The sequence below is a fragment of the Micromonospora radicis genome (assembly GCF_003583405.1).
In the GTDB taxonomy this organism is placed as follows: Bacteria; Actinomycetota; Actinomycetes; order Mycobacteriales; family Micromonosporaceae; genus Micromonospora; species Micromonospora radicis.
Genome location: NZ_QXEC01000011.1, coordinates 196,715 through 205,084, shown reverse-complemented (window position 1 = coordinate 205,084; position 8,370 = coordinate 196,715). Strand labels below are relative to the sequence as shown.

Annotated in this window: 6 protein-coding genes; all 6 read left to right on the top strand. The window is 72.0% G+C overall.

Annotated features, from left to right (window positions below; genetic code table 11):
* Nucleotides 1-343 precede the first annotated feature (343 nt).
* Entirely contained in the window at nucleotides 344-1,516 is a 1,173-nt protein-coding gene (locus D2L64_RS14125; protein ID WP_233558944.1) for a YihY/virulence factor BrkB family protein, read from the top strand.
* 171 nt (nucleotides 1,517-1,687) lie between these two features.
* Nucleotides 1,688-2,866: an ROK family protein gene (locus D2L64_RS14120; protein ID WP_119576325.1), complete on the top strand. Its 1,179-nt coding sequence runs from the start codon at nucleotides 1,688-1,690 to the stop codon at nucleotides 2,864-2,866.
* A 52-nt stretch (nucleotides 2,867-2,918) separates the two neighbouring features.
* Nucleotides 2,919-4,487, top strand: coding sequence for a sugar ABC transporter ATP-binding protein (locus tag D2L64_RS14115; RefSeq protein WP_119576322.1), 1,569 nt, complete (start codon nucleotides 2,919-2,921; stop codon nucleotides 4,485-4,487).
* Entirely contained in the window at nucleotides 4,484-5,599 is a 1,116-nt protein-coding gene (locus D2L64_RS14110; RefSeq protein WP_119576319.1) for an ABC transporter permease, read from the top strand. Before D2L64_RS14115 ends, D2L64_RS14110 begins: the two co-directional genes overlap by 4 nt.
* Nucleotides 5,600-5,693: 94 nt before the next feature.
* Nucleotides 5,694-6,737, top strand: coding sequence for a substrate-binding domain-containing protein (locus D2L64_RS14105; protein ID WP_119576316.1), 1,044 nt, complete (start codon nucleotides 5,694-5,696; stop codon nucleotides 6,735-6,737).
* A gap of 56 nt (nucleotides 6,738-6,793) precedes the next feature.
* Entirely contained in the window at nucleotides 6,794-7,969 is a 1,176-nt protein-coding gene (locus D2L64_RS14100; protein WP_407663101.1) for a Gfo/Idh/MocA family protein, read from the top strand.
* The last annotated feature ends 401 nt before the right edge of the window (nucleotides 7,970-8,370 follow it).

Below are 8,370 nucleotides of genomic sequence, written 5' to 3'. Positions count from 1 at the left end.
GTGAACGGGTGGGGGGGGGGGCGGGAGGGGGGGGGGGGGGGGTGTGGGGGGGGGGGGGGGGGGCGGGGGAGGGGGGGGGGGGGGGCGGGGGGGTGGGGGGGGGGGGGGGGCGGGGGGAGGGGGGGGGGGGGGGGGGGGGGGTGGGGGGGGCGGGGGGGGCGGGTCGGGGTGGCCGGGGTGGTCGGGGTGGCTGGGGTGGCGGTCGGGGTGGCTGGGGTGGCGGTCGGGTCGGCGGTCGGGGTTGCGGTCGGGGTGGTCGGGGTGGCGGGCCACGCCGGGTGGTTACGCGACGCCGGTGGCCGGGCATGTCTCAGGGCGGCGACACCGAACCGAGGGAGGGGCCATGGCCTCGCAGAATGCTTCCCATCCGGGTGGGCGCGGTCCCGAGCGGCCGACCGGGCCCGGGTATCCCCGAGCGGACCAGCCGACCGCGGCCACGGATGCGGACGAGCGGCGTTCGGGTGGCGCGGTGTCGGTCGGGTCGACGGCCGGCGGGCAGGGGCCGGGCGAGGACGCCTCGGCCGAGGCGGCCACGCCCGACGGTGCGCGGCCGGGCGAAGACGCTCCTGATCGACCTGCCGCGCTGAGCCGGGGCGAGTGGGTGGCGGCGCTGCGCCGCACGATGCGGGAGTTCAGCGCGGACCGGTTGACCGACTGGGCCGCGGCGCTCACCTACTACGGCGTACTGTCGATCTTTCCGGGTCTGCTGGTCCTGGTGTCGCTGCTCGGCCTGCTCGGACCGACCGCGACCCAGGGGGTCCGGGACACCGTCGGGCAGGCGGTGCCGGAACAGAACATCCGTCAGATCATCGAGGCCGCCCTCGACCAGGCCCAGCAGAACGGGGGGCTGGCCGGGCTGGCCGCGATCGTCGGTCTGCTGGCGGCCTTCTGGTCGGCCTCCGGGTACGTGGCGGCCTTCATGCGCGCCTCGAACACGATCTACGACGTGCCCGAGGGGCGGCCGATCTGGAAGACCCTGCCGACCCGGGTCGGGGTGACCGCGGTGATCGGGGTGTTGCTGCTGGCCAGCGCCGTGATCGTGGTCTTCACCGGTCGGTTCGCCGAGCACGTCGGTTCGGCGCTGGGCGTCGGCAGTACGGCGGTGACGGTGTGGGACATCGCCAAGTGGCCGGTGCTACTGGTCCTGGTCAGTCTGATGTTCGCGATCCTGTACTGGGCGTCACCGAACGCGCGGCAGGGTGGCTTCCGCTGGGTGAGCCCGGGCGGTCTGCTGGCGGTGCTGCTGTGGCTGTTGGTCTCCGGTGCCTTCGCGCTCTACGTGGCCAACTTCGGCTCCTACAACAAGACCTACGGGGCGCTCGCCGGCGTCATCGTCTTCCTGGTCTGGCTCTGGTTGAGCAACGTCGCGATCCTGCTCGGCGCCGAGTTCGACGCCGAGTTGGCGCGCGGCCGGGCGATCGCCGGCGGGCTGCGCCCGGTCGACCGGGAGCCGTACGTCGAACTGCGCGACGATCGCAAACTGCGTACGGAGGGTGACCCTCCGGGTAGATCCTGACCTCTCGGCCGGCGTTGGAGCCACCAGTCCGGTAGCTTTTGTTAGATCAAGCAAAAGTTGGCGTTGATTCGTTCTAAGGTCTGGACAACGCGCACCGAAGCCTCCTACTGTGTCGGGCACCACACGTCGACGTTTCATCGATGTGAACGAGCCCCGGTGGAGAGGTGAGCTGTGCACACCGCCGACCCCCTGCATGTGCGGTTGTTGCGGTTGCTCCGCGACGAGGGCGCGCTGTCCCGGGCCGAGCTGGCCGACCGCCTGCAGATGCCCCGCCCCCGGCTGCTGACCGAGCTGGAACGGCTGGTCACCCTCGGCTACGTCGCCGAGGCCGGCAAGGCGGCCTCGCGCGGCGGCCGACGCTCCACCCTGGTCGAGCTGAACCCGCAGCTGCGGTTCGCCGCCGTCGACCTGGGCGCCAGCTCCATCGACGTCGAGGTGGTCAACGGCCGGCTGGAACCGGTCGCCGCGTACGCCGAGCCGGCCGACATCCGCACCGGGCCCAAGGCCACCCTGCAACGGGTCAACGAGCTGCTGCACAAGGCCAAGGTGGACGGCGTGTACGGGCGGCTGGACGCCGTCGGCGTCGGCGTACCCGGCCCGGTCAGCTTCCGCGACGGGGTGCCCGTCTCCCCGCCGATCATGCCCGGCTGGGACCGGTTCCCCGTGCGTGAGCTGCTCTCCCGGGAGCACGGCTGCCCGGCCGTGGTCGACAACGATGTCAACATCATGGCCATCGGCGAGCGGCACGGCGGGGTCGCCCACTCGGTCGACGACTTCCTCTTCGTCAAGATCGGCACCGGCATCGGGTGCGGCATCTACCTCAGCGGCGAGGTCTACCGGGGCACCGACGGCTGCGCCGGGGACATCGGCCACATCCAGGTCGACCCGCACGGCCCGGTCTGCTCGTGCGGCAACGCCGGCTGCCTGGAGGCGCTGTTCAGCGGTGCCGCGCTGGCCAAGGACGCCACCGCCGCGGCCCGGGCCGGCGCCTCACCCGCGCTGGCCGAACGGCTCGCCGCCAACGGCGCCGTGACCGCCCTGGACGTCGCCGCCGGTGCCGTCGAGGGGGACGTGACCTGCATCCAGCTCATCCGCGAGGGCGGCCGACGGGTCGGCGGCGTCCTCGCCGGACTGGTCAGCTTCACCAACCCCTCGATGATCGTGATCGGCGGTGGCCTGGCCCAGCTCGGGCACGTCCTGCTCGCCGAGATCCGCAGCGTCGTCTACCGCCGCTCGCTGCCGCTGGCCACCGGGAACCTTCCGGTGGTGCTCTCCGAGCTGGGTCCACGGGCCGGCGTCGCCGGTGCCGCCGTGCTCGCCAGCGACCTCGCCTTCGGGGAGGCGGCGTGACCGGCTGTCAGTCAACGGATCGTCAACGCACGCAGTGGAGTGGAGGGCCGGCATGAGCGAGACCGGACGTCCCCTGGTCGAGGCACCCGCCGGCACCGTCGCCGGCGAGGTGGTGCTGCGGCTGTCCGACGTGGTGAAGACCTTTCCCGGCGTACGCGCGCTGGACGGCGTGCAGCTGGAGGTCCGCGCGGGTGAGGTGCACTGCCTGCTCGGGCAGAACGGCGCCGGAAAGTCCACCCTGATCAAGGTGCTCGCCGGGGTGCACCGGCCCGACTCTGGGCTGGTGCAGTGGCGGGGCGAACCGGTGAACTTCGCCAACCCGCAGGCCGCGATGCGCGCCGGGATCGCCACCATCTACCAGGAACTCGACCTGGTCGAGGATCTCTCGGTGGCGGAGAACACCTTCCTCGGCCACGAGCCGCGCAGCCTCGGCTTCATCCGTCGCGGCCAGATGGCCCGCCGTACCCGGCAGATCCTCGGTCGGCTCGGCCACGCCGAGATCCCGCCGAGCCGGATGGTCCGGGCGCTGCCGGCGGCCGGCAAGCAGGTGGTCAGCATGGCCCGGGCGCTCTCCCACGAGGCCCGACTGATCATCATGGACGAGCCGAGCGCGGTGCTCGCCCACGACGAGGTCGGCAACCTCTTCCGGATCATCCGGGAGCTGACCGCGCAGGGCATCGCGGTCATCTACATCTCGCACCGGCTGGAGGAGATCCGCGAGATCGGCGACCGGGTGACCGTACTCAAGGACGGCCGGACCACCGCCGCGAACCTGCCGGCCCGCGACACCCCGACCCGGGACCTGGTCTCCCGGATGACCGGCCGCACCATCGAGTACGTCTTCCCGGACCGTCCCGCCGACACCGGCGCGGGCGAGGAACTGCTCGAAGTGGCGGGGCTGAGCCGGTCCGGCGAGTTCGCCGACGTGTCGCTCAGCGTCCGGGCCGGCGAGATCGTCGGCATCGCCGGGCTGGTCGGCTCCGGCCGCTCCGAGGTGCTGGAGACCATCTACGGGGCGCGTCGAGCCGAGGCGGGCACCGTCCGGATGGCTGGCAGGACGCTGCCGCCCGGCAGCGTCGGTGCGGCCGTACGCGCCGGCATGGGCATGGCCCCCGAGGAGCGCAAGAGCCAGGCGCTGCTGCTCGGCGAACCCATCTACCGCAACGTCACGCTCGCCACGTTCGCCCGCTACGCCCGGCTCGGGTTCACCGACGTCGGGAAGGAACGGGCCGAGGCGGACCGGATCGCCGAGAGCCTGGAGATGCGCCCCCGCGACGTCAGCCGGCCGGTGCGCACCCTCTCCGGCGGCAACCAGCAGAAGGTGGTGGTCGGGCGCTGGCTGCTCGGCGGCACCCGCCTGCTGCTGCTGGACGAACCCACCCGGGGCGTGGACGTGGGTGCCCGGGCCGAGCTGTACCAGGTGATCCGGGATCTCGCCGCACAGGGCGTCGGGGTGCTGCTGGTCTCCAGCGAGGTGCCCGAGGTGCTCGGCCTGGCCGACCGGGTCCTGGTGATGCGGGAAGGGCGGGTCGTGCGGACCGCCCCCGCCGACGAACTCGACGAACCCACCGTGCTCGACCTCGTGATGGCGGGGTCCCTGATGGAAGGCGCAGCGGCATGACCGATAGTCCGCCCACGACCAAGCTGCCCGCGCAGTCACCGCCGGTGGACCCGGCCGAGACCGAGGCGGCCGGACACCGGGCCGCGGCCGCGCCGGCCGGCGCCGGCCGGCTCTCCTGGTGGCACGGCGACGGCGGTGAGGGCGCCAAGCGCAACCTCGCCCTGATCGGGGTGCTGCTGGTGCTCTTCGTGATCGGCGCGGCCACCCGCTCCGACCTCTACGCCAACCCCGACTGGGTCTGGGCGAACATGCTCAGCATCCTCAAGCTCGCCTCGGTGGTCGGGGTGGTCACCGTCGGGATGACCTTCGTCATCATCGGCGGCGGCATCGACCTGTCGGTCGGCGCGATCGTCGCGCTGGCCGGAGTCTGGTGCACCACGGTCGCCACGCAGAGCTTCGGCGCGGGTGGCATGATCTTCACCGCGATCGTCGTCGGGATCGCGGTCGGCCTGGTCAACGGCGCGCTCATCGCGTACGGGCGACTGGTGCCGTTCATCGCCACGCTGGCCATGCTGGTGGCCGCCCGGGGACTGGCCGCCGAGATCTCCGACAAGCAGACCCAGATCTCGCAGAGCAGCGTGATCAACGGCATCGCCAGCAACGACCTGCTCGGCATCCCGCTGCTGGTCTACATCCTGGCCCTGGTGGTCGCCGGTGGTTGGGTGCTGCTCAACCGCACCACCTTCGGCCGGCGTACGGTCGCCGTCGGCGGCAACCCGGAGGCCGCCCGGCTGGCCGGTATCAACGTCAAGCGGCACACCCTCCTGCTCTACGCGCTCTCCGGGCTGTGCTGCGGTATCGCCGCCATCATGCTCACCGCCCAGGCCACCTCGGCCCAGGCGGCGATGGCGAACCTCTACGAGCTGGACGCGATCGCCGCCGTGATCATCGGTGGCACGCTGCTCAGCGGCGGGCGGGGCACCATCATCGGTTCCCTGCTCGGTGTGATCATCTTCGCCACCATCACCAACCTCTTCGCCATCAACGGCCTCTCCACGGAGGCACAGAACATGGTCAAGGGCGGCATCATCGTCGCCGCCGTCCTGATCCAGCAGATCCAGTTCGGCAGCCTGTCCCAGTTCTTCCGCCGCAACCGGATGACCACCAGCTGAAGTCCCCTTTCCACCAGGCCACCAGCGGACTCGACGGTGGCCGGGCCGAGCACACCCAGAATCCCTCTCCACCACTGATAACCAGGAGGTCGTCATGACCCAGCACAGTCGCCGCCGGCTGCTCTTCGGCGGGGCGGCCATCGGCACCGGCGTACTGCTCGCCGCCTGCACCAGCAACGAGCAGCAGACGCCGACCGAGGCGCAGACCAAGGCGGCCGACGGCGGTGGCAACGCCGAGCCCGGCAAGCAGGTGACCATCGGCTTCTCCGCACCGGCCGCCGACCACGGCTGGATCGCCGCGATCACCAACAACGCCAAGGCGCAGGCCGGGGCGTACTCCGACGTGGAGTTCAAGACCGTCGAGGCGGGCGCGGACGCGGCCGCCCAGCGGGCGGCGCTGTCCACGCTGATCTCGCAGAAGCCCGACGTGATCGTGCTGCTGCCGCACGACGGCAAGGAACTCAACTCGTTCGGCCTGGAGGCGATGCAGGCCGGCATCCCGGTGGTCAACCTGGACCGGGCCTTCCCGGACGCCAAGGCGTACCGGTTGCAGATCAAGGGCGACAACTACGGCATGGGCGTCGCCGCGGCCACCTTCATCGTCGAGCAGCTCAAGGCCAAGGGCGTCAGCAACCCGGTGATCGCCGAGATCGCCGGTATCGACTCGCTGGAGCTGACCCAGGAGCGCACCCAGGGCTTCAACGACACCCTGGCCCAGCACGGTTTCAAGGTGGCCAACCGGCGGGCGGCGGAGTTCACCGTCGACTCCGGCCAGCGGGAGGCCAGCCAGCTGCTCCAGGCCCTGCCGAAGATCGACGCGATCTGGAACCACGACGACGACCAGGGCATCGGCGTGCTGGCCGCGTTCAGCCAGGCCAACCGCAGCGAGTTCTTCATGGTCGGCGGCGCCGGCTCGAAGAAGGCGATGGAGGACATCCAGGCGGACAACACGGTGCTCAAGGCCACGGTGACCTACAGCCCGTCGATGGCCTCCTCGGCGATCTCCCTGGCCCGCCTGATCGGCCAGGACCGGGGCATGTCCGACCTGGTGGAGCTCCAGGTGCCCAAGGAGATCGTGCTCGCCTCCGAAACGATCACCAAGGAGAACGCGAGCAACTACCTCAAGCTCGGGTTCTGACACAACCGGGGGGAGACCCAACCTTGTCCACGACAGAGAACGAACTGCGGGTCGGCATGGTCGGCTACGCGTTCATGGGCGCCGCGCACTCACAGGCGTGGCGCACCGTGAACCGGGTGTACGACCTGCCGGCGCGGGCCCGGATGGTGGCCGTCTGCGGCCGGGACGCCGGGAAGGTGGCCGAGGCCGCCGACCGGCTCGGCTGGGAGGAGCACACGACGGACTGGCGGGAGCTGGTCAACCGGCCGGATATCGACATCGTCGACATCTGCACACCGGGTGACAGCCATGCCGAGATCGCCCTGGCCGCGTTGGCCGCCGGCAAGCACGTGCTGTGCGAGAAGCCGCTGGCCAACACGGTCGCCGAGGCCAGGGAGATGGCCGCCGCGGCGGCCACCGCCCGGGCCGGTGGGGCGCTCTCGATGTGCGGGTTCAACTATCGGCGGGTACCCGCGGTGGCGTTGATGCGCCAGCTGGTCGCCGACGGGCGGCTCGGCGAGATCCGGCACGTCCGGGCCAGCTACCTGCAGGACTGGATCGTGGACCCGCAGTTCCCGCTGGTCTGGCGGCTGCGCAAGGAGGTGTCGGGTTCGGGAGCGCTGGGTGACATCGGTGCGCACATCATCGACCTCACCCAGTACGTCACCGGGCAGCAGATCACCGGCGTCAGCGCGGTGACCGAGACCTTCGTCAAGGAACGCCCGCTGCCCACCGAGTCCAGTGGACTTGCCGCACAGGCCGACGGCGCCACCGCCACCGGCCCGGTGACCGTCGACGACGCGGCGGTCTTCGTGGCCCGGCTCGACGGCGGAGCCCTCGGCACGTACGAGGCGACGCGGTTCGCCACCGGGCGCAAGAACGCCCTCCGTGTAGAGATCAACGGGTCGCTGGGCACCCTCGCCTTCGACCTGGAGCGGCTCAACGAGCTGGAGTACTACGACGCGACGCGGCCCGTCGCCGAGCAGGGCTTCAGCCGGATCCTGGTGACCGAGAGCGAGCACCCGTACCTGTCGGCCTGGTGGCCGCCGGGCCACATCATCGGGTACGAGCACTCCTTCACCCACCAGATGCGCGACTTCATCGAGGCGGTGGCGACCGGGGCCGACCCGAGTCCGTCCTTCGCCGAGGCGTTGCAGGTGCAGCTGGTGCTGGACGCGGTGGTCCAGTCGGCCGAGCTGGGTTCCTCGTGGACCAAGGTGGAGCCGGCCCTTACGGCGGTCACCGCCGCCTGAGCCACCTCCGGTGCCGACCGGCGAGGGCCGGCCGCGGTTGCGCCCCGCGGCCGGAACGGGTCGACACCGAAGGTTGTGCCCCGGGCCCGGCGGCCCGACGGCACGAGCAACGCGGTTCCTCCGGCGTGGTCGGACCGGGATTCCCCGGCCGCGCCGGAGGGCCGCCACCCGGCGACCTGCGGGCCGCCACCCGGCGACCTGCGGGCCGCCACCCGTCCCGGGAACGCCCGGGGCGGCACCCACCAGACGTCGTCCGGTCGTCCGCGCTGCCTTGCGGCCGGCCGGATGCGGGGGAGGCAGGGGTGCGACGCCGACCGCCCCTGCCTGCCAGCCCCGTCCGTCCGTACCGCTCCGGATCACCGGACCGGCGGCGCCGCCGCCGACGTCGGCGCCGGCCCGGT